The sequence below is a fragment of the Exiguobacterium artemiae genome, assembly GCF_033342815.1.
Lineage (GTDB): Bacteria > Bacillota > Bacilli > Exiguobacteriales > Exiguobacteriaceae > Exiguobacterium_A > Exiguobacterium_A artemiae_A.
Window position 1 is genome coordinate 152,481 of record NZ_JAWPEN010000001.1, and the last position, 20,279, is coordinate 172,759.

Consider the following 20,279-nt stretch of genomic DNA (forward strand, 5'->3'; position numbering starts at 1 on the left):
GAGCCATTCCCTTGAATTAGAGAAGTATTGCCTGCTCGTACTGTTTTCCTTCCGGTAACAGGAAATGGACAGCCTGATAAATCTTTTGCGCTTGTCCGCTCAAGTCAGGTGGCGGAGTTTCCGAGACAAAGTCGGATTCCGCCAATTCTTCGACTGCATCCACCCAATCCTGCCATCCGTCTCCCTGTTCCAACACTTCACTCGGAAAGAAGATTTGATACCAGTTCATGAACAACAGCGCCTTAAATGGATCCATGCGCTTCAGCCTGAAGGTTTCGTTACTGAAAGACTGCAGTTCAAGCGCATGTCTCGTCACATGTCTTTCGAGTTGTTCCGGACTTTCAAATACATGATCCACACCGATGGACGGAATCCGGATCCGGACGGGAAAGAGTCCACGATCCGCCGGGAGTTGCGGAAGCAATGTCTGGATAACAAGAGCACTCTGTTCGTTAACATCTTCTCCCGTAAAATAGTCCTCGATGAGATAACGGACAAACGAAGGATTCGTCTGTAAATCGAGTTGTCCGATCAAACGAAACTGTTCGTCCATCGTCCCAAGCCGGTAAAGCGCTACCCAGTCACCGGGCACCGGCTGTAAAGAGGATGGTTCCCGTACCTTCACATACGAGGAATCATCCGTCTGCCGGATGTTGCTTCTCTTACGCGATAGCGACTGTGTCATTTCGTCTAATTTCAAGGCGAGACCGTAAGGAAGATAAGGAGAGGCCGTCCGCAGGGCTAGATCAAAGGAATACCGCTCTCCCTTCTCGTACATGAAGAGTGCGATCAGTTGCTCGACACCGTCCACTTCAAGGAAAGGGTTCACCACTTTCAGATAGGCTTCCACCTCTTGATCGTTTGTCAAAAAGGCTTCCTGAATCGTATAGAGTACATAAAGGATATCCTCTTCTGTTTCTAAACTTTCCAGTCGTCCCAGCTCTGCTGCCAATTCGTCTTGACTCAATCTTGCGAGTCGCTTTCGCTCATCTGATAACGGTTGCTCCATCCAACGTGATTGCGACTGATTCACGGTCATCCCACCTTTTTCATATCTGTCTTACTTCGTGAACGGGTCCAGTAAAGACGTCCAGTTCGTGATCGCTTCCTGTAACTGTCCTGCCTGTTCGATTCCCATTTTATTCAACGTGTCCAGAGAAACATCGGTTTCGAGCAACTGCGTGATATCTTCCGATTGATTCACGTACTGCTCCAATTTTTCACTCAAGTTCTTCAGTTCCGCCGGCGGAGTTTCTAAATTCGCAAGCCGTTCGTCAATTTTGTTTAACTCTTCGTTCAACTGTTGAACCGTTCCGTCAGTCTGGAGTTTTTCAATTTGCTGATCAAGAGCCTGTTCCGGATTTGCGGCATCCCGCGCTTCTGTCGCCGCTTGGTCGAGTTTCGTCGACAATTCAGATGTCACCTTGGACGTATCCTGGGCGATATCTTGTAGCTGACCTGCATAATCAACGCTGTTCTTTACGTCCGTCACTTGCTGTTTCGCCTGATCGACTGTATCTGTAACCTCGCTGCACCCGGCCAAAACCACAGTCAGTACGAGGATTCCACTCATTTTCTTTAACATCTTCATCATCCCTTTCAAGTTCATGATACCTTAAGTATACTCGAAAAAACGGATAAAAAAAAGAGACCTCCCTCATAAGGGAAGTCTCTATTTTAATTATAGTGTCCCAAGAGGGATTCGAACCCCCGACCGACGCCTTAGAAGGGCGTTGCTCTATCCAGCTGAGCTATTGGGACGTGTCAACACGAATAAACTATACTAAAACAATTCTTTCGTGTCAATCACATTTAGTAAAACTCTTTTTAAAGTGTACCGTCGAGGTGCAAAGCATTGATTTTTTCACCTGTCAGATCGTAAAAGTCGACTGTGAATTGATTGTTTTCAACCGTCAACAACGCATACGTCTTTTCCGGACGATGGCGCGGCATCCGGATCGAGCCCGGATTGATAAACAGTTTCCCGTCCCGCTGTTCTGCTTTTGCAACATGCGAATGACCGTACAGAACGATTGATGCCGCTTTTTGATCGGCATGGTGCACTAGCTGGTCGAGGCTGTACTTGACGTCTTGCCGGTGTCCATGGACACATAAGACACGAAACGATCCGAGTTCTTCGGTGACTTCGTCCGGGAAATCATTTCCGTAATCACAGTTCCCTTTGACAACACGATAGGGATATAACGATTCAGTAGTTCCTGTCAGTTGGGAGTCCCCGCAATGAAAGGCGAAATCTGCTTCTTGGTGGCGGTTGAATATCGTCAATAGTTCCTGATCGAGACCATGGCTGTCACTTACGATTAACGCTTTCATCTAAAATCACTCTCCCAAAAAAGTAGTTAATGCCGCTTCAAGTTTTTTCAATGCCTGCCCACGGTGACTGATGGCCGCTTTTTCACTTTTCGTGAGTTCAGCCGCTGTCTGATTCAACCCCGGGATCAGGAACAACGGATCGTAACCGAAACCGTTTGTCCCTTTCTGCTCAAATCCGATTTGACCTTCCATTGTCCCCCGGACGGTCAGTGTTTCACCGGACGGTTTTGCCAGGGACAAGGCACAGACAAAACGGGCTGTCCGTTGATTGGCCGGTATGTCCGCTAATTTTTCCAGCAACAATGCGTTATTAGCAGCATCTGATTTGTTCTCTCCCGCAAACCGGGCAGAGTAGACGCCCGGTGCTCCGTTCAGTGCATCGACTTCAAGTCCGGAGTCGTCCGACAATACGGCGTGACCAAAATAAGCTGCCGCTTCTCTCGATTTCAGTTCCGCATTTTCTTCAAAGGTTGATCCGGTTTCTTCCGTTTCCGGTGCCGTGTCGTAATCGAGTAACGATTCGACGTCGTATCCGAGTCGTCCAAGCATCGCTTGAAACTCACCGACTTTACCGGGATTTCTTGTCGCTACGATGATTTTCATTTATGCTCCACCTCTTCTCCGACATACCACCACGAAGCCCCTAACGATTGTTCAGCCGCGTGAAGGAGTTCTTCAATACCCTTTTCCCCAAGTTCGAGCATATCGAGCATCTCTTTGCGAGAAAATGTCGCTTCTTCCCCTGTCGCTTGCAGTTCGACGATTTTTCCGGATGAGGTCATGACAAGATTCAAGTCGACATCTGCCGCTGCGTCTTCTTCATAACAAAGATCAAGTAATAACTCCGACCCGACTTTCCCGACCGATACTGCTGCAATTCCTTCTTTGATGGGTGTATCCGTCAGCTTACCGCTTTGAATCAATCCGTCGACTGCTAAGACAAGTGCCAGGAAACCGCCTGTAATGGCCGCTGTGCGCGTTCCACCATCTGCTTGCAGCACATCACAATCAATCCAAACCGTCCGTTCACCCAATTTTTCGAGATTGACGACGGACCGTAATGCCCGGCTGATCAACCGTTGAATTTCCATCGTTCGTCCCGTCTGCTTTCCCCGGACGGCTTCCCGCCCCGTCCGTTGCGCTGTCGCCCGCGGCAACATCGCATATTCGGCATTGATCCATCCGTGACGTTTCCCCCGTAAAAACGGTGGCACTTTTTCTTCAACTGTCGCAGTGCATAAGACACGTGTATCCCCGACCGATATCAGTACCGATCCTTCTGCATGCTTATTAACATCCGTCTCGAGCTGAATTTTTCGCATGTCCGATTGTGCTCGTTGATCTAAACGCATTTTTCTTCCTCCGTTCCTAACACTAACCGTTTCGCTTGAACCGGATGATGTAACCAGTCACTGGCGATTCGTTCAAAAGAGCGTGTATCACCGGTTGCATGATAGACATGTTCTGGAATACGATCAAGATCTGCCGTAATACCGTTATAATCAAGCAATGCACTGACTTCAAGCGCCGTCTCGTCTCCTGAAGAAATCAGCTGAACGTTTGGTCCGATGACTCGTCCAATGACTTCTGCAAGTAACGGATAATGTGTACACCCTAAAATCAATGTATCCATATCGTAAGAAAGCAACGGCTTTAAAGTGTTGGCGACGACACGTTCAACATATGGTCCACTTGTCTGAGACGATTCGACGAGCGGAACAAATGGCGGGCAGGCAAGTGACTCGACGACGACCTGTCCCTCGACGTGACGCAAGGCTTTCTCATATGAATTGCTTTCAATCGTCATTTTCGTACCGATGACACCGATTCGCTTCGATCGTGTGACCTTGACTGCCGCCCGTGCTCCCGGATCGATGACACCGATGACGGGAATCGACAGTTTTTGCCGGGCTTCTTTTAGGACAACTGCCGTCGCCGTATTACAGGCGATGACAATCAATTTCACATCTTGAGCGACCAGAAAATCAATCATCTCCCATGTAAATTGACGAATTTCTTCTTCCGGTCGGGGACCGTACGGACACCGTAACGTATCTCCGACATATATGATTTGTTCATGGGGCAGCTGACGCATCAATTCACGCGCGACCGTCAATCCACCAACCCCAGAATCTAATACTCCAATTGATCTATTCACGATTTCCCCTCACTTTCCTCTCATCTCATATGGTAACAAAAAAGGACGACGGTGCAAGACCGGCGTCCAAGAATGTACGATAAAGGATTACTGAGCAAGACCTTCGCTTGTCAGCATATCTGAAAGAGTCGTGATAGCTTCAGAAGCATCGTCACCGTTTGCAACGATTTTGATGTCTGAGTCTTTTGCGATTCCGAGTGAAAGAACACCCATGATCGACTTGAGGTTTACAGTCTTTCCGTTGTATTCCAAGTTGATGTCTGATTGGAATTTAGAAGCTGTGTTGACGAGTTGTGTTGCCGGACGAGCATGAATGCCTGAATCCGCGATGACTTTGAATGTTTTTTCCATGATTAAGAAATCTCCCTCCACTAATAACGTACTAGTGAGTCGTTTTCGAATATGTGAACTCATTATCAAATGATAACGGATTCGAATCGATTCTGCAAGGAATTTTTATAGGCTTCATTCCATGGAAACGCATTTCCGGAACGATCGATTTGGACCATCGAGGTCCGCCCTGTAAACATCAATTCCTCTTGTTCGCTGAACGCCGCGTAATGGACATCACACGAAGCCGTTCCAACCTGGACCGGATACGCATAGACGGCAAGACGGGCCCGCGGATAAACTTGGCGGATGTAGTTACACTGGGCATCCGCTACGACGACGATTCCGTCGTCAGCAAGTGAATAGCCTGTTTCTTCGAGCATCAGAGTCCGGACATCTTCAAAATAAACGAACGGCACTCGATTGTTCATGTGACCGTAAGCATCGGTTTCAGCGAACCGGACCGCGACATCAAGCCGCGTGCCGTGCTTCATCTGTTCCAACCACTGGTCTAAATCATTGATATAACTGGGTACACGCACAACCATTGCCTCCTTAAAATATAAAAAGAAGGAGCATCGCCCCTTCTTTAATTTTACGTTTTCGTATTAACGACTGACTGCTTCTCCCGTACGTCCTTCGTCACTGCCGAAGAATTTCTTGAAGGAATGTAATGTCGTTTGACGGTTCATCGCTGCGATTGATGTCGTCAATGGAATGCCTTTCGGACATACTTCCACACAGTTTTGTGCGTTTCCGCACTGCATGATTCCACCGTCTTCCATCAAGGCTTCAAGACGCTCTTCTTTGTGGAACGCACCGGTCGGATGCGAATTGAAGAGACGAACTTGTGAAATCGATGCCGGTCCGATGAAGTTCGACCGGTCGTTGACGTTTGGACATGCCTCGAGACAGACACCGCATGTCATACATTTTGAAAGCTCGTATGCCCATTGGCGTTTGTTTTCCGGCATCCGCGGTCCCGGACCTAAGTCGTACGTACCATCGATTGGTACCCAAGCTTTGACTTTCTTCAAAGCGTCAAACATCCGTTGACGGTCGACTTGAAGGTCACGGACAATCGGGAACGTCTGCATCGGTTGCAGGCGGATCGGTTGCTCGAGCTTGTCGACAAGTGCCGTACACGACTGACGGGGTGTTCCGTTGATGACCATGGAACACGCACCGCAGACTTCTTCGAGACAGCCCATATCCCAGTTGATCGGTGTCGTTTTTTCTCCGGCCGCATTGACCGGGTTACGACGAATCTCCATCAAGGCCGAAATGACGTTCATGTTGGGACGGTATGGGACTTCAAATGCTTCATCATATGCTTTACCATCCGGTCCATCCTGACGTTGCACGATGAACTGAACCGGTTTTTGATTCGTTTTCTGTTCGAGTGGTGTCGCCATTATGCCTTCACCTCTTTCTTCGACTTCTTGCTGTAGTCGCGCTTACGTGGTGGAATCAATGATGTATCGACTTCTTCGTAATAGATTTCCGGATGACCATTCATATAGCGGGCCATCGTTGTTTTCAAGAATCGTTCGTCATCACGTTCCGGGAAGTCCGGTTTGTAATGAGCGCCACGGCTCTCGTCGCGTTTCAAGGCTCCGAGCGTGATGGCTTCCGCAAGATCCAGCATATGATCGAGCTGACGGATGAACGATGCACCCTGGTTGCTCCAACGCGCTGTGTCCGTCGCTGAAATGCGTGTGAAGCGGTCGCGGAGTTCCTTGATTTTCTCAAGCGTCTGCTCGAGTTTATCGTTGTAACGAACGACTGTGACGTTATCCGTCATGACTTCACCGAGTTCGCGGTGGATTTGATACGCATTTTCCGTACCTTCCATTGCGAGGATGTCGTTGAAACGGTTGATCTCAGCAATTTTGTGCGCTTCCACAACTTCTTCCGGCATCTCATGGACGGATTGATCGAGATCGTTCATGTAGGCGATCGCTGCCGGTCCTGCGACCATTCCGCCGTATACGGCAGACAGCAACGAGTTCGCTCCTAGACGGTTCCCGCCGTGCATCGAGTAGTCACATTCGCCGGATGCAAATAATCCCGGGATATTCGTCATTTGATCATAATCGACCCATAATCCGCCCATTGAGTAATGAACGGCCGGGAAGATTTTCATCGGTACTTTTCGTGGATCATCTCCGACGAATTTCTCGTAGATTTCAAGAATACCGCCAAGTTTGACGTCCAGTTCTTTCGCATCTTTGTGAGAAAGGTCAAGGTAGACCATGTTTTCTCCGTTGACACCAAGTTTCTGATTGACACAAACATCAAAGATTTCGCGCGTCGCGATATCACGTGGCACAAGATTTCCGTAAGCCGGATATTTTTCTTCGAGGAAGTACCATGGTTTACCGTCTTTATACGTCCAGACACGTCCACCTTCACCGCGGGCCGATTCACTCATGAGACGGAGTTTATCGTCTCCCGGAATCGCTGTCGGGTGAATTTGAATGAATTCCCCGTTCGCGTAAATGGCACCTTGACGGTAGACGGCGGCTGCTGCCTGTCCTGTGTTGATGACCGAGTTTGTTGATTTTCCGAAAATAACACCCGGACCGCCTGTTGCTAAAATGACTGAGTCAGCTGCAAACGCTTCGATTTCCATCGAACGTAAGTTTTGACATACCGCACCACGACAAATCCCTTCTTCATCAATGATCGCACGAAGGAATTCCCATCCTTCATATTTTTCTACCAAACCTTGCGCTTCAAACTTACGGACCTGTTCATCAAGTGCATACAACAATTGTTGTCCTGTCGTCGCACCGGCATAAGCCGTCCGGTGATGTAATGTTCCTCCGAAACGACGGAAATCAAGTAATCCTTCCGGTGTCCGGTTAAACATGACGCCCATCCGGTCGAACATATGGATGATTTTTGGTGCCGCTTCCGTCATTTTTTGAACCGGTGGCTGGTTGGCTAAGAAATCGCCGCCGTACACCGTATCGTCCAAATGCTGGTAAGGTGAGTCACCTTCCCCTTTTGTATTGACGGCCCCGTTGATTCCCCCTTGCGCACAAACGGAGTGTGAACGTTTGACCGGCACGAGAGAAAATAATTTGACGGGTACACCTTGTTCTGCTGCTTTTATCGTAGCCATCAAACCGGCAAGTCCTCCGCCGATGATGACAAGATTCTTATTCGCCATGTTGTTAGTTCCCCTTTCCTTACAACACGCCTGCAAACGTTAAGATCGAGCGTACGCCTACAAACGATAATCCGATGAATACGAGGGCTGCCACATAAGACATCGCTTTTTGAGAAGCGGGTGATTGTGTGATTCCCCATGTGATGCAGAACGTCCAGAGCCCGTTCGCCAAGTGGAACGTCGTCGCCAGAATCCCGACGATGTAGAAGGCAAGCATGAATCCGTTATCGACGATATTTTGCATCATGCTCGCATCAACTTCCGTACCCATTGCTGCGGCAATCCGTGTTTCCCAAACGTGCCATGTGATGAACACGACAAGGAAAATACCTGAGAAGCGTTGTAGCACATACATCCAGTTCCGGAAGTATGTATAACGACCTGTGTTCGCGGAACCTGTAAACGCGATGTAAACACCATAGATACCGTGTAGGATGATTGGAATGAAGATGACAAACACTTCCAAGAACAACCGATACGGAACGCTCCCCACGACTTCCGCAGCCTTATTAAAGTCTTCCTCCCCACGAACGATGAAATAGTTCGTCGTAAAATGAGAAAGTAAAAATAACCCGATTGGAATGACGCCGAGCAGTGAGTGTATTTTACGCCCCACGAAATCACGATGATTCGCCATCCAAATCCCCCCTTTTGTTTGCCAATCAAACGTTGGCGCATTTTGGTAGAAAAGCGCTTTCATAAGGAAATTCGTCTTTTCATCACTTATTCTACTCCTGTCCTTTTTATAAGACAACCCGAGCCGTTGCATTTAACTGCAAATAACTGCAAATTTTTTTAGGAAAACAATGACCGAGGAGAATTACCCCGCTATAATAGTTTCAGAGATAGGAGTGATTGTTGATGGATTCAGTACCAACCCCCTCTTCCACATTCGGAATCGAACTGATTCGTGACTATGTGCTGATGGATTTATTAGGAACAGATTACCGCCATGTCATCTATTGGGCAGGAAAGCGACTGGCACGGGAATTTCCGGTCTTGAGTGCCGAAGAAGCACCTCCCTTTTTCCATGAAGCTGGTTGGGGACATCTTGAACTGAAAAAACAAAAAGGGAATTCTTTGAGTTTTTTATTAACACCCCCTGAATCAACGCGTCTCGACCGACCGGCAGGCTACTTCCAGTTGGAAGCCGGGTTTTTGGCGGAACAATTCTCCCGTCTGAACGGTTGCGTCGCTGAAGGATATGCTGAATTGAACAAAACTCACGTACATATCTTGATTGAGATTGATCCAAAAGACCCGATTGAACGTTCACTTTGAAATCCACACAGGAGTTTTAAGACCGACCCCGAATTCTTGAAACGTGAAACCTTTTTCGTTTGATTGCCGTATCAGTATTCAGTCGCATCTATCAAAGGAGGAATTTTTATGTTCAAGAAACTAGCAGCCGATTTAACAGGATTCAGTGATATTGGGCAAGTGATTCACCCGGACGATTTTGACAAGGCCGCCGCGGACGACTATGTGTTACACGAAGACGGCGAAAAAATTTATTTTTTAATCAAATCGAAAACAGATGAGTACTGCTTTACGAATCTGGCGCTTGTTCACCTGGACGGCGAAAGTGCCGTCAGTTCAAAACGTGTTCTCTACCGTTATCCATATGCCCATTATCCGATTCGTCATGTCATGTTTGAAACAGCCGGCACCGTCGATCTTGATGTCGAAATCAAGTTCGAAATCGGCGGGAAACACTATTCGATTGATGTTGATAAAAAACAGCTCGAACATGTGAAGGATCTCTACAAAGCACTTCTTGCCATTGCTGAAAAGCAATATGAAGGACAAAAAATGCTGGAGTTCGCCAACAATTCCCTGAATCATTCCGTGACGATTCTAGGTGGTTTGCGCCAAGGCGATATGAACGTACCGCAAACGTTCAAAGATTTGTCCCAGGAGTCATTCGACTGGTTACAAGGTCATTATTACAAATGGAATCAAAAAGACTTTGGTTCGTTCTACGAAAAATACATCAACAACTGAACAATTTAAATCAGGTACACCGAATTTTCGGTGTACCTGATTGTGTCTTTAGAATGGAGGGAGCTTATGAGCTTTTGGACATGGTTCGCGATTGCCGTTGTTTTGATCACCAGCGTGTCGGTAGCAACTTCTCAGAAAAAAGCCTCCAAAAAGCATTCTGCCTTTTTGATTGTCTTTGTAACAGCCGCTATTTTATTTCTGATCTGGTGGTTCATAAAATAATTACATACCGCTTGGATTGTACAGCTTTCTTCTGGTTACAAAAAAGAGGCGAACCCGCTATTGAGTGATAGCCGGGTTCGCCTCTTTGTCTGCTTCTCTAATTCTAAGTTTATTCCTCATTCGTCTGACTGAGATATTCCGCCACGGTTTCTGCCAATTTGACCGGCAAACCGGCTTCCGTCAGCTGTTCGATATTCGCTTTTTTTAAGCTCCGCATCGATCCGAAATGGCGGATCAGTTGTTGACGGCGTTTAGGTCCTACTCCCGGAATGTCGTCAAGCAGCGAGCGGGTCATTCCTTTTGAGCGCAACGAACGATGGAACGTGATGGCGAACCGGTGAACCTCGTCCTGCATACGTTGCAGCAAATAAAACGCACTCGAACGCGGATGCAACTCGATCAGCTGCCCGCCTTCCCCGAACAAGAGTTGACTCGTCCGGTGTTTATCGTCTTTTTTCAATGAACCGACCGGCAGGGATAATCCTAGTTCATCTTGAATGACTTCAAGTGCCGCATTTAATTGACCGAGTCCGCCGTCAATCAGAACAAGGTCCGGCAATCGTGCGCCTTCGAGTAATAAACGCCGGTAGCGCCGTCTGACGATTTCCCGCATCGATTCATAGTCATCCGGTCCTTTGACGGTTTTGATTTTAAATTTCCGGTACTCTTTTTTGAGCGGTTTGCCGTCTTCGAACACGACAAGGGCCGAGACGGCATCCGCTCCTTGAATGTTGGCATTATCAATGATTTCAATCCGCGATAACGGATGGACGTTAATCGCATCAGCCAGTTCCTGAACGGCCTGAACGGTTTTCTTTTCATCCCGGGCAATCAATTCGAACCGTTCCCCGATTGCATTCTCGGCATTTTTCGTCGCAAGATCAAGCAACTTGCGTTTTGATCCACGTACCGGCACATGGACACGTACATTAAGTGCCTCTTTGAGCAGCATCTGATTGACGAGGGGCGGGACATAAATCTCGCTTGGCTTGATGTTTTTTTCATAGAACTGGACGATAAAACTCTCAAGTTCTTCTGCCGGTGTCCCGTAAATCGGAAACAGCGAAACATCACGCTCAATCATTTTTCCACCGCGCAGGAAAAAGACCTGCACACACATCCATCCCTTGTCGACATAAATTCCGAAGACATCCCGCGATGTTAAATCCGCCGTAATCATATTCTGTTTGTTCATGATCGATTCAATCGCCCGGATTTGATCGCGCAGTTCTCCAGCCCGTTCGAATTCCATCGCTTCCGCTGCCCCGCTCATCTTGTGTTGCAACGACTGAACCAAATCTTTTGTTTCCCCCGACAAGAAACGGCGGATTTCCGAGACGATTTCTTTTTGCTCCCCTTCGAGATTGGGAATTTCACAAGGTCCGAGACACTGACCGATGTGGTAGTACAAACACAGTTTTTTCGGCATCGGCTGACACTTCCGGAGCGGATACAGCCGGTCGAGCAGACGTTTGGTTTCATTGGCGGCGTAAGCGTTCGGATAAGGACCAAAGTAATGTCCGCCGTCTTTTTTTAATTTCCGTGTCGTAATCAGACGTGGATACGTCTCATTCGTAATTTTGAGATACGGATAGGATTTGTCATCCTTGAGCATGATGTTGTATTTCGGATCGTGTTTTTTAATCAGGGTCATCTCAAGAAGCAGTGCTTCGAGCTCGCTTCCGGTGATGATGTATTCAAAGTCCCGAATATCGGCGACAAGTCGTTCTGTCTTTAAATCGTGTGCCCCGGTAAAGTAAGACCGGACACGGTTCTTTAAATTTTTGGCTTTTCCGACATAAATGACTTCATCGAATTGATTTTTATGCAGATAGCAGCCTGGTTCGTCGGGTAAAAGGGATAATTTCGCCTTAATATGTTCTTGATGACTCACAAAAATGTCTCCTTCCACCGTTTCTAGTTTTACGTTATAGGGTAAATATCATACATTGATTATGACACATGGGGGATAAAAAATGCGTACATACGATTGCATTGTAATAGGTACAGGGTCAGCCGGTAACCAAGCGGCTTATAAATTTGCTGAAAAAGGACTGAACGTTGCCATTATCGAAAATTTCACGCCGGGCGGAACATGCGCTCAGCGCGGTTGTGATGCTAAAAAAATTCTGTTAACCGGCAGTGAAGCGAAGGATGCCGTTGAACGTTTACTCGGTTACGGGCTGAAAGGACTTGTCTCCATCGACTGGCGTCAACTGATGGAACGGAAAAATGAATACACGCGGGCGATCCCGGAACAAACCCGAAATCGGTACGATGAGTTGGGGATTGACTATTACCACGGGGAACCCCGTTTCCTATCCAATAAAAGACTTATGATCGACGACATCGAACTGGAAGCCGAACAATTTTTAATTGCGACAGGACTCCGACCACGCGAGTTATCTGTTCCCGGAAGCGAACGTTTCCTCAACAGCAATGAGTTTTTGGAATTGCGTGATGTGCCCCGTCGTTTGGTCTGTATCGGCGGAGGCTACATTTCTTTTGAATTTGCTCACCTGGCACGAATCGCCGGTGCTGAAGTGACGATTCTGCTTCGTTCCCATGCCCTGAAACAATTTGAGCAGGAATTGGTTTCCGTCTTACTCGAAGCGACACAAGCACTTGGCATTCAAATTCTTCACGAAACAGAAGCGGTTTCGTACTCGGATACGACATTGACGCTTTCCGACGGAACACGCCTGGAAGCCGATGTCGTTTTGAATGCAACAGGCCGTATCGCAAGCATCAAACATTTACAGCTTGAAAAAGCAGGCGTTGTTTACGAAGAAAAAGGAATCCACGTGAATGACTATCTGCAGTCTTCCGCTCAGAACATTTATGCAGCGGGTGACGTCGCCGTCAGCGGAAACCCTGCCTTGACTCCTTTCGCGGGGACGGAAGGACGTCTTGCAGCTTGTAATATGCTGGAGGGGAATACACGACGACTCGAGTTACTGCCTGTGCCGGGCATCGTCTTTACAACGCCGAATCTTGCAAAAGTCGGCCAGACGGAAGCCGAACTAAAACAAAACAATACAAAATACCGCGGAAAATTAATTGATACTTCGGGTTGGCAAACAAATGTCCGGATTAAAGATCCGTTTGCCCGGGCAAAAGTATTGATTGGCGAAGACGATCAGATTCTCGGGGCGCACTTCATCGGCGTCCATGCCGCAGAACTGGCCAATTATTTTTCGTTCGCGATGCAGCACCGGATTCCAAGCTCCGCCCTGCAAAAAACAAGTTTCGCCTACCCGACACCCGCATCCGATATTTCTTCATTACTTGAAGACTGATTGATGAAAGCGAGGTTTCGACATGGTTCACTACGGCTATACGATTCTTTATATCGCGGATCCTGCGAAGACCCGTCAGTTTTACAACGGTCTGCTCGGGTTGCCGATTAAAGCGGAGCACGGAAGTTATACAGAGTTTGATACCGGATCGACAATTCTTGCCTTCAACACAAAAGAAGACGTCCGTTCCATGATTCCCTATGAAATCCCGGATAAAACCGGTCAACAATCGATCGAGCTCGGTTTTGTGACGGAAGATGTCGCTCAAGTGTATGAGCAGATCAAGAATGCCGGTCACCAGACCGTGTTGCCTCCGACTGAAAAACCGTGGGGGCAAACAGTCGCCTACGTGCTTGATCCGGATGGTCACCTGATTGAACTTTGTTCACCGATTGGTTGATTTAATACAAAAAAGGCATTCCGTCGATTGACGGAATGCCTTTTGAATAGCGTTTAGAATTAGTTAGATGTTTCAACGAATTCTTTTAAAGCGTCTTTAGGCATGAAGCCCATTGTTTTGTTGACTGGTTGACCGTCTTTGAATAAGACGAGTGTCGGAATACTTTGGACTTGGAAAGCTCCAGCGACTTCCGGGTTAGCGTCAACGTCAACTTTAACGATTTTTACGTTTTCCATGTCTGCATCAAGTTCTTCGAGAACCGGAGCGAGCATGCGACAAGGTCCGCACCATGTTGCCCAGAAATCAACGAGAACGAGACCTTCTTGTGTATCTTCTTTGAACGATTGGCTAGTTGCGTGTACGATTGCCATTGAGAAAAACCTCCTATTTTTAGACGGGATCGACTTGTGAGTCAAACCCATCTTTTTACTGACTTGAGTATAGCACAGCCCTACCTTACAACAAACGAAACTGCTCAGACAAGTTATACGCAAAAAAAGAAGCAAAGAAGTTGCTCTTCGCTTCTCTTCCTGTATCTTAATGGACCAGCATTTTTTTGAATTCTGCCGTTAACAACGGTACGACATCAAATAGGTCGCCGACGATTCCGTAATCTGCTACCGAGAAGATATTCGCTTCCGGATCTTTATTGATGGCGACGATGACTTTCGCATTCGACATCCCGGCTAAATGTTGAATCGCACCAGAAATCCCGCAAGCAATGTACAGGTCAGGTGTGACGACTTTCCCAGTCTGACCGATTTGCAGGGCATAGTCGCAATAATCTGCATCACAGGCACCACGTGATGCACCGACTGCGCCGCCGAGTAAATCCGCCAACTCTTGAAGTGGCGCAAAACCATCCGAGCTTTTGACACCCCGTCCGCCGGCTACGATAACTTTCGCTTCCGATAGATCGACACCACCCGTTGCTTTTCGGACGACTTCTGAAACGATGGTACGCAGATCCTTCAACTCAACGGTTACGGATTCAACTGTTCCTTCCGAAGTCCCCTCTGCCAACGGCTCGATATTATTCGGACGGACGGTGAAGAGCGTTTTTCCTTCTGAAACTTTTACTTTTTCAAAGGCTTTTCCGGAATAGATTGGTCGGATGAAATAAGCATCTGCTCCGCTGCCTTCAATGGACGTCACATCACTGATCAATCCTGCCTGCAGTTTCGCTGCGATTTTCGGTGACAGATCTTTACCGAGTGACGTATGACCAAAGACGATGACGTCCGGCGCAACACGTTCCAACAACTGCATGAAGACTTGTCCGTATCCGTCCGGTGTATAATGCTGCAATCGTTCGTCTTCAACAACGAGAACCTGATGTGCCCCTCGTGTCGCGAGTTGTGCTGCATCTGCCGCCACGTTTTGTCCGATTAAGGCAACCACGACTTCATCTGCCACCAGATTTGCCGCTGCAATCGCTTCAAATGAAACATTCCGTAAGTTCCCGTCCCGTGATTCTGCAAGTACAAGTGCTTTTGACATATCGTTTCTTCCCCCTTAAACAACTTTTGCTTCGTTGCGTAATAATGAAGCGAGTTCCTGGACTTGTGTCGACAAATCACCTTCTAGAATTTTACCGGCTGCTTTATTTGGCGGCAAAAAGCGTTCAATCGTCTCAAGACGCGGTGCCAACTCATCCTCGTCTAGTTCCAGATCCGATAATTCAAGTTCTTCGAGCGGTTTCTTTTTCGCCTTCATGATGCCCGGCAGGCTTGGATAACGCGGTTCATTTAATCCTTGTTGGGCTGTTACGAGCAACGGCAACGATGTTTTAATGACTTCCGTATCCCCTTCCGAGTCACGTGTCACGACGGCATCCGTTCCGTTCAACTCAAGCTTCGTGATTGTCGTGACGTACGGAATATCAAGCAGTTCTGCGACACGCGGAGCGACTTGTCCGCTTCCGCCGTCAACGGCGACGTTTCCGGCGATGATTAAATCAACTGTCTGTTCTTTGAGATATCCGGCCAACACTTCTGAAATCGAATAATGATCGGCTTCTTCAATATCATCTTCGATTGAAATCCGGACTGCCTGATCGGCTCCCATCGCGAGCGCTGTCCGGAGTTCTTTATCCGCATCTTCCGGTCCGACCGTCACGACCGTCACGGTTCCGGAATGGGCATCCCGTACACGGATTGCTTCTTCCACTGCATATTCGTCATAAGGGTTGATGATGAATTCCGCACCATCCTCTTCGATTTGACCATTTTCGAGCTGGATTGCTTCTTCCGTATCAAATGTTCGTTTTAACAAGACGTAGATTTCCATTCTTCGTTCCCCCTCGTATCAACTTCTATAGACCACCATCATTTTTGTATCCGCTTACAAAAAGTTTTTCATGAAAAGGGCTTAACTCAGCCCTTTAATCAACATGCGATGAATACCGTGACGTGTTTCAAGCAATTCATATTTAAATCCGCTCGCCATCCAACTGGTCACGACTTCGTCAATCGTTCCGAATACCATTTGTCGTGCTAAACGGTAATCCAGCTCGCTTGAGAACTCTCCCGACTCCATCCCGTTTCGAATCACACGATCAATCAGATGAAGATACGGTTTTAAAACCGTTGCGATATTATGCCGCATCTCTTGATTCGATTGCCGTAACTCGATTTGTGTGACGACAGCCAAATCGTAATCAACCGATAACTGTTCGAGATGTGCTTCGATGAGCGCTGCCAGTTGTTGCGTCGCTGATTGATGATGTGCGATCTGCGCTTCCGAATATTCGATGAAACTGCCCATCTTGGCTTGGAACAAAGAAATCAACAGGTGTTCCTTGTTCTTAAAGTAAAGATAAATCGTTCCATCCGCTACGCCTGCTTCTTTTGCAATAGCCGTTACCTTGGCACCGTGATAGCCGTTTTTCGCAATCACCTTCACTGCCGCATCAATGATGCGATCACTCTTAGACATCGTTCTTTTCATAAGGTTATCTCCTAACACATAAAATGAATGATGGTTCATTCATATTTATTCTATCATGCCATTTTGAACTGTCAACTGCTTTCTTCCAGTTGTTTTGCCCGTTCTTCCTCGACCAGGACACGACGCAGGATTTTCCCGACGAATGTTTTCGGTAACTCTTGTCTGAACTCATACTGCTTCGGCACTTTGAAGGAAGCCAGACTTTTCCGGCAAAACTGATCCAGTTCCTCTTCCGTCGTCTGCACATCGTCTTTCAGAACGATGAAGGCTTTGACGGTTTCACCCCGGTAAGCATCCGGAACACCGATGACGACCGCTTCTTTGACTGCCGGATGTTCGTACAAAATTTCTTCGACTTCCCGTGGATAGATATTGAATCCCGATGCGATGATCAAATCTTTTTTCCGGTCGACAATCCGGAAATAATGATCCTCGCCGACATATCCAAGATCTCCTGTATGCAACCATCCGTCACGCAGGACAGCCTGTGTATCTTCAGGACGTTTCCAGTATCCTTTCATGACTTGCGGGCCACGGACAAGAATCTCTCCGATTTCTCCCGGTGCAGCAGGCGTCTCCCCGTCCGGTTGAACGATTTTAGCGATTGTATCCGGAACAGGGATTCCGACCGTTCCCGGAACGCGTTTATCCCAGATACAGTTCGTATGCGTCACGGGACTTGTTTCCGACAAGCCATACCCTTCGACGATGCGTCCGCCTGTCACCTGTTCAAACTTCTCTTGTACTTCGACCGGAAGCGGTGCTGACCCGGAAATACATGCTTCGATCGACGATAAATCGTATTTCTTGAGTTTCGGATGATTTAACAATCCGACATACATTGTCGGAGCGCCAGGAAACAGACTCGGTTTTTCTTTATCAATCGTCTTCAGAACCTGTTCCAAGTCGAATTTCGGCAAAATGATTTGTTCATAGGCATTGAACATGCCGAAGTTCAGGTTACATGTCATTCCGTAAACATGGAAATACGGGACGACCGCCAACAACTTCCGCCCGTCTCCCCGGGAATATTTATAGAACCAATGACTGATCTGCTCGACATTGGCACTGAGATTAAAGTGCGTCAACATAACACCTTTAGGCGCACCGGTCGTTCCACCTGTATATTGTAACACTGCGATATCTTCTTTTGGATCGATACTTACCGGTTCAATCATCCCACTCCCGCGATGGGATAGAAAAGGAATCGATCCTGTCGTATCAATGATGATGTTATTGTCTTTCCGGGACTTGATCGGATACAGTTTATTTTTAGGAAATGGCAGATAATCAGCAATACTTGTCGTGACAACGGTTTTTAAACGTGTTTTCGCTTTGACACGTGACGCTTTCGGATACAGCAAATCGAGTGTGACGAGCATCTTCGCGCCTGAGTCGACGAGAATTTGTTCCAGTTCACGGTCCGTATATAACGGATTGACTTGAACAACGATTCCACCGGCGTACAGCACTGCGTAGTAACTGATTATATACTGCGGACAGTTCGGCAACATCAAACCGACACGATCCCCCTTCTCAAGACCGGCATCTTGCAGGACTTGAGCAAAACTCCGGGCCTCCTGTCGTACTTCCTGAAACGTCATACGTTTCCCGATAAAACTAAGGGCTCTCCGCTCCGGAAACTCATCTGCCGCCTCTTCAAGTGCTTGATAAAGCGGTACTTCCCGATAGTCGATTGATGCAGGTACTTGTGCCGGATAATCCTTTAACCATGCTGAATCCATTCCATTCCCTCCCTGTAACTGAATTACTATTCATTTTTATTATACGTGTAATTCAGCCATAGCGGCTAGTCTTCTGTTAAAATAAATTTCATTTTTTCCAAATAACAGGTATTTCAAAACATACCAAAAAAACCACCCGTGAGATTTCACGCGTGGTTGACGCTTTAAGACATTTAACGGGATGGATACGTAAATCCTTCTCCGATGACTTCCCGTACTTTATGAATGACGACAAAAGCACGCGGATCGGCCGCTTCGACGATTTGTTTCAATGGCGCGAGCTGACGTTTGTCGACAATCATGTATAACATGTCGTTTTTCTGTTTCGTAAAATGACCGTGACTGTGGATGACGGTCGCACTGCGTCCCAGTGTTTCAGTCAAAATCGTCGCGATTTCTTCCTGACGGTGACTGATGATCGTGACGGCTTCCCGGACATTCAATCCTTCACTGACCAAATCAATTAAATACGAACCGATGATGATGGCAATTAACGTATAAAGCATCGTTTCTTCGCCGAACAAAAATCCGGACGCCCCGACAACCGTCACATCGATGATGAACATGGATACGGCAATTCCTAAATTCAGATATTTGTTCATCAACCGGGCGATGATGACACCACCGCCGGTCGTTCCACCTGCCCGGATGACAAGACCGATTCCGAGACCGATCAAGATTCCGGCATAGACCGTCCCGATCAGCCGGCTGTCGGAACTCGTCGCGAGTGATGCCGTTGACGACAGGACAAACGAGGTCGTTGCAACGGAAATGACAGAATAGATCATCGTTTTCCGACTTAAGAAGCGATAGCCGACGACAAACAGTAATGCATTCGCAATTAACGAGACTAAACCGGTATCCCACCCATACAGGTAGTAGAAGATGACGGTAATCCCGATCAATCCTCCTTCAGACAAGTCATTCGGAATCGTGAAGTAGTTGATGCCGAACGCCAGGATAGCTGAACCGATGATGACCCAAAAGATATCTTTCCAGGAAATCAGTTGCATCGCTTCAAAGGCGCGCCGCCGTATTTCATTCGTATTGGTTTTTTTGACATTCATAGTCGTTTCCTCCTTCATTTTTTTGTGTCCTGCCAATAAAAATTCCGTACTGAATCAATCTCAGTACGGAATAATCACTCGGCAGAGCCAGTTCTTTTAATTCATAAAAATCCATAACAGACCGACGACCAAAAAGGCAATCGATACACCGAACATGATTTTTGCTAATCGTTCTAACACCTGTTCACCCCACTAACGCTGAACCAATCACATAAGACATCCCGATCGATAACGAACAGGAGATGATGCCGACAGCGATATTTCCTTTTTCGATCTCCCGGTCGACCGGAAGATTCGGAGTTAAGAATTCAAAAATCCAATAGGTCGAAATCAATAGTAAAAATCCGAAGGCACTCTCTAAAAAGATTGCCCCGACACGCTGCTCACTTTGAACAGCAAAATGAACGATATTTGCCAGACCAATGATCTTGCCACCGGTCGCCAGCGCCACAGCGATGTTTCCACTCTTGATATGTTCCCAGTTTCGGTACCGGGTTGTCAACTCAAAAAGTGCCAGACCCATGATGATCAATAGTCCCGCAACCGAATATAAAGCTGTCGTGTAGACATAGACGTTTTCAAAAATATTCACC

24 protein-coding genes and 1 tRNA gene are annotated in these 20,279 nt (G+C 47.3%); 5 read left to right on the forward strand and 20 right to left on the reverse strand.

Annotation, left to right across the window (positions count from 1 at the left end; translation table 11 throughout):
- Positions 1-16: 16 nt before the first annotated feature.
- The 12 genes from R7V76_RS00740 to R7V76_RS00795 all read right to left on the reverse strand — a co-directional run bounded on the left by R7V76_RS00740 (position 17) and on the right by R7V76_RS00795 (position 8,637).
- On the reverse strand, positions 17-1,039 hold the full coding sequence (locus R7V76_RS00740; protein WP_318090886.1) for a hypothetical protein: 1,023 nt from the start codon (positions 1,037-1,039) through the stop codon (positions 17-19).
- Positions 1,040-1,060: 21 nt separating this feature from the next.
- The gene (locus tag R7V76_RS00745; RefSeq protein WP_318090888.1) at positions 1,061-1,585 is read right to left on the reverse strand and encodes a hypothetical protein; all 525 of its coding nucleotides are present in this window, start codon (positions 1,583-1,585) and stop codon (positions 1,061-1,063) included.
- Positions 1,586-1,687: 102 nt separating this feature from the next.
- A tRNA-Arg gene (locus R7V76_RS00750) sits at positions 1,688-1,761 on the reverse strand.
- 66 nt (positions 1,762-1,827) lie between these two features.
- Positions 1,828-2,334 carry a metallophosphoesterase family protein gene (locus R7V76_RS00755; RefSeq protein ID WP_318090890.1) on the reverse strand — a complete coding sequence of 169 codons (507 nt, stop codon included), beginning with the start codon at positions 2,332-2,334 and terminating at the stop codon, positions 1,828-1,830.
- A gap of 6 nt (positions 2,335-2,340) precedes the next feature.
- A complete protein-coding gene (locus tag R7V76_RS00760) occupies positions 2,341-2,937 on the reverse strand; it encodes an XTP/dITP diphosphatase (RefSeq protein WP_318090892.1) in 597 nt (198 codons plus the stop codon).
- Positions 2,934-3,686, reverse strand: a complete 753-nt coding sequence (gene rph, locus R7V76_RS00765; RefSeq protein ID WP_290827281.1) for a ribonuclease PH — start codon at positions 3,684-3,686, stop codon at positions 2,934-2,936. The genes R7V76_RS00760 and rph overlap by 4 nt, the downstream gene beginning before the upstream one ends.
- Positions 3,677-4,492, reverse strand: coding sequence for a glutamate racemase (gene racE / locus R7V76_RS00770; RefSeq protein WP_290827283.1), 816 nt, complete (start codon positions 4,490-4,492; stop codon positions 3,677-3,679). Before racE ends, rph begins: the two co-directional genes overlap by 10 nt.
- A gap of 87 nt (positions 4,493-4,579) precedes the next feature.
- Positions 4,580-4,843 carry a phosphocarrier protein HPr gene (locus R7V76_RS00775; protein ID WP_012371023.1) on the reverse strand — a complete coding sequence of 88 codons (264 nt, stop codon included), beginning with the start codon at positions 4,841-4,843 and terminating at the stop codon, positions 4,580-4,582.
- Positions 4,844-4,908: 65 nt separating this feature from the next.
- Entirely contained in the window at positions 4,909-5,364 is a 456-nt protein-coding gene (locus R7V76_RS00780; RefSeq protein ID WP_026827779.1) for an acyl-CoA thioesterase, read from the reverse strand.
- Between the two features lie 66 nt (positions 5,365-5,430).
- On the reverse strand, positions 5,431-6,237 hold the full coding sequence (sdhB, locus tag R7V76_RS00785) for a succinate dehydrogenase iron-sulfur subunit (protein WP_012371025.1): 807 nt from the start codon (positions 6,235-6,237) through the stop codon (positions 5,431-5,433).
- Complete coding sequence (gene sdhA, locus R7V76_RS00790) at positions 6,237-8,000, reverse strand: succinate dehydrogenase flavoprotein subunit (protein ID WP_318090902.1); 1,764 nt, start codon at positions 7,998-8,000, stop codon at positions 6,237-6,239. Before sdhA ends, sdhB begins: the two co-directional genes overlap by 1 nt.
- A 19-nt stretch (positions 8,001-8,019) precedes the next feature.
- A complete protein-coding gene (locus R7V76_RS00795) occupies positions 8,020-8,637 on the reverse strand; it encodes a succinate dehydrogenase cytochrome b558 subunit (RefSeq protein WP_012371027.1) in 618 nt (205 codons plus the stop codon).
- 224 nt (positions 8,638-8,861) lie between these two features.
- On the opposite strand from R7V76_RS00795, the gene R7V76_RS00800 reads away from it, so the two are divergent.
- The 3 genes from R7V76_RS00800 (at position 8,862) to R7V76_RS00810 (ending at position 10,226) form a co-directional block, all read left to right on the forward strand.
- A complete protein-coding gene (locus R7V76_RS00800; protein WP_290827288.1) occupies positions 8,862-9,281 on the forward strand; it encodes a YslB family protein in 420 nt (139 codons plus the stop codon).
- Positions 9,282-9,389: 108 nt separating this feature from the next.
- The gene (locus R7V76_RS00805) at positions 9,390-10,004 is read left to right on the forward strand and encodes a PH domain-containing protein (RefSeq protein WP_026832382.1); all 615 of its coding nucleotides are present in this window, start codon (positions 9,390-9,392) and stop codon (positions 10,002-10,004) included.
- Between the two features lie 66 nt (positions 10,005-10,070).
- Positions 10,071-10,226 carry a hypothetical protein gene (locus tag R7V76_RS00810; RefSeq protein ID WP_290827291.1) on the forward strand — a complete coding sequence of 52 codons (156 nt, stop codon included), beginning with the start codon at positions 10,071-10,073 and terminating at the stop codon, positions 10,224-10,226.
- 109 nt (positions 10,227-10,335) lie between these two features.
- Here R7V76_RS00810 and uvrC read toward each other — a convergent pair whose 3' ends face one another.
- A complete protein-coding gene (gene uvrC, locus R7V76_RS00815; protein WP_318090906.1) occupies positions 10,336-12,120 on the reverse strand; it encodes an excinuclease ABC subunit UvrC in 1,785 nt (594 codons plus the stop codon).
- An 82-nt stretch (positions 12,121-12,202) separates the two neighbouring features.
- Between uvrC and R7V76_RS00820 the strand changes: the two genes are divergently transcribed.
- Positions 12,203-13,525: a dihydrolipoyl dehydrogenase family protein gene (locus tag R7V76_RS00820; protein ID WP_318090908.1), complete on the forward strand. Its 1,323-nt coding sequence runs from the start codon at positions 12,203-12,205 to the stop codon at positions 13,523-13,525.
- Between the two features lie 22 nt (positions 13,526-13,547).
- Positions 13,548-13,925 carry a VOC family protein gene (locus tag R7V76_RS00825; RefSeq protein WP_318090910.1) on the forward strand — a complete coding sequence of 126 codons (378 nt, stop codon included), beginning with the start codon at positions 13,548-13,550 and terminating at the stop codon, positions 13,923-13,925.
- Positions 13,926-13,984: 59 nt separating this feature from the next.
- Here the strand turns inward: R7V76_RS00825 and trxA are convergent, their stop codons facing one another.
- From trxA to R7V76_RS00860, 7 genes are all read right to left on the reverse strand, one after another.
- The gene (gene trxA / locus R7V76_RS00830) at positions 13,985-14,296 is read right to left on the reverse strand and encodes a thioredoxin (RefSeq protein ID WP_012371033.1); all 312 of its coding nucleotides are present in this window, start codon (positions 14,294-14,296) and stop codon (positions 13,985-13,987) included.
- A gap of 166 nt (positions 14,297-14,462) precedes the next feature.
- Positions 14,463-15,425, reverse strand: coding sequence for an electron transfer flavoprotein subunit alpha/FixB family protein (locus R7V76_RS00835; RefSeq protein WP_318090914.1), 963 nt, complete (start codon positions 15,423-15,425; stop codon positions 14,463-14,465).
- Positions 15,426-15,440: 15 nt separating this feature from the next.
- A complete protein-coding gene (locus tag R7V76_RS00840; RefSeq protein WP_214763403.1) occupies positions 15,441-16,214 on the reverse strand; it encodes an electron transfer flavoprotein subunit beta/FixA family protein in 774 nt (257 codons plus the stop codon).
- 81 nt (positions 16,215-16,295) lie between these two features.
- The gene (locus tag R7V76_RS00845) at positions 16,296-16,874 is read right to left on the reverse strand and encodes a TetR/AcrR family transcriptional regulator (protein ID WP_290827297.1); all 579 of its coding nucleotides are present in this window, start codon (positions 16,872-16,874) and stop codon (positions 16,296-16,298) included.
- 71 nt (positions 16,875-16,945) lie between these two features.
- Positions 16,946-18,619, reverse strand: coding sequence for an AMP-binding protein (locus tag R7V76_RS00850; RefSeq protein ID WP_318090918.1), 1,674 nt, complete (start codon positions 18,617-18,619; stop codon positions 16,946-16,948).
- A gap of 173 nt (positions 18,620-18,792) precedes the next feature.
- Complete coding sequence (locus R7V76_RS00855; RefSeq protein WP_114595280.1) at positions 18,793-19,686, reverse strand: YitT family protein; 894 nt, start codon at positions 19,684-19,686, stop codon at positions 18,793-18,795.
- 184 nt (positions 19,687-19,870) lie between these two features.
- Positions 19,871-20,278, reverse strand: coding sequence for a DUF350 domain-containing protein (locus R7V76_RS00860; RefSeq protein ID WP_012371039.1), 408 nt, complete (start codon positions 20,276-20,278; stop codon positions 19,871-19,873).
- Position 20,279 lies beyond the last annotated feature (1 nt).